The organism is Flavobacterium polysaccharolyticum, assembly GCF_038739875.1.
GTDB lineage: Bacteria > Bacteroidota > Bacteroidia > Flavobacteriales > Flavobacteriaceae > Flavobacterium > Flavobacterium polysaccharolyticum.
Genome location: NZ_JBCGDP010000065.1, coordinates 1 through 840, shown reverse-complemented (window position 1 = coordinate 840; position 840 = coordinate 1). Strand labels below are relative to the sequence as shown.

Genomic DNA, 840 nt, shown 5'->3' with positions numbered 1-840 from the left:
TGATGGTAGTTTGTCCACTTACAGTAGTATTTCCATCACTTACACTATATGTAAAATTACCAACAGAATCAGTTCCATTATAATCTACTGGAGCGTCATATTGCAATCCAATTAATTGGGCACTCGTAAGCATTTGTCCATTGGTTATAGTTGTTCCGTTAGCCAAGGTTACTGTTCCTAGAGTTGGTAAACCTGTAACTGTAATAGTAAGGACACCACTATCAGGATCGGTTGGTGCTGCTAATCCTAATGCAGTATTTGTACTTTCTTCAGCTACATTTATAGTACTGTTCGAAGCTACTGGAGGACAATTATTTACTGTTACTTCTTCTGTTTCAGTTAATTGTATTGAACAACTTGTTGTTGCATTAGTAGCCAATACATTAAAAGTAGTAGTGGCTGTTAAATTTCCTGTTGGTAAATTAATTGTTCCTCCATCTCCTGCTACGGCTGTTCCTACATTGGTAGTTCCTGTACGCAATTGGTAATTAACACCAACAACCGAACTAACAACTGTAATATTTGTACCCGTACCTGAACAGATAGGACTTGTTCCGTTTAATACTAAGTTAGCTGCTGGCAATGGATTTACTGTTACTACATGTGTAGTGGTAGCAGGACCGTTACATCCTGCAGCGCTTGCTGTAATTGTTGTGCTTCCTGACCAACCTGCTACATAAGTAACCTCCCCTGTGGATGCATTTATACTATTCCCTGCTGTTAATGAAGCGGCATCTAAACTATAGGTAATACCTGTTGAATTCGTAGCTGTGGTAGTAGTGGTTACTGCTCCTGCTCCTTGGCAACGGGTTGAAGTTGCTGGACTGAAGGCAGCAATAC

General features: G+C 40.0%; 1 protein-coding gene. It reads right to left on the bottom strand.

Annotation, left to right across the window (positions count from 1 at the left end; all coding sequences use genetic code 11):
• Positions 1-840, bottom strand: an 840-nt coding sequence (locus WFZ86_RS20105; protein WP_342693609.1) for an Ig-like domain-containing protein, incomplete at both ends; no start/stop codon positions are given.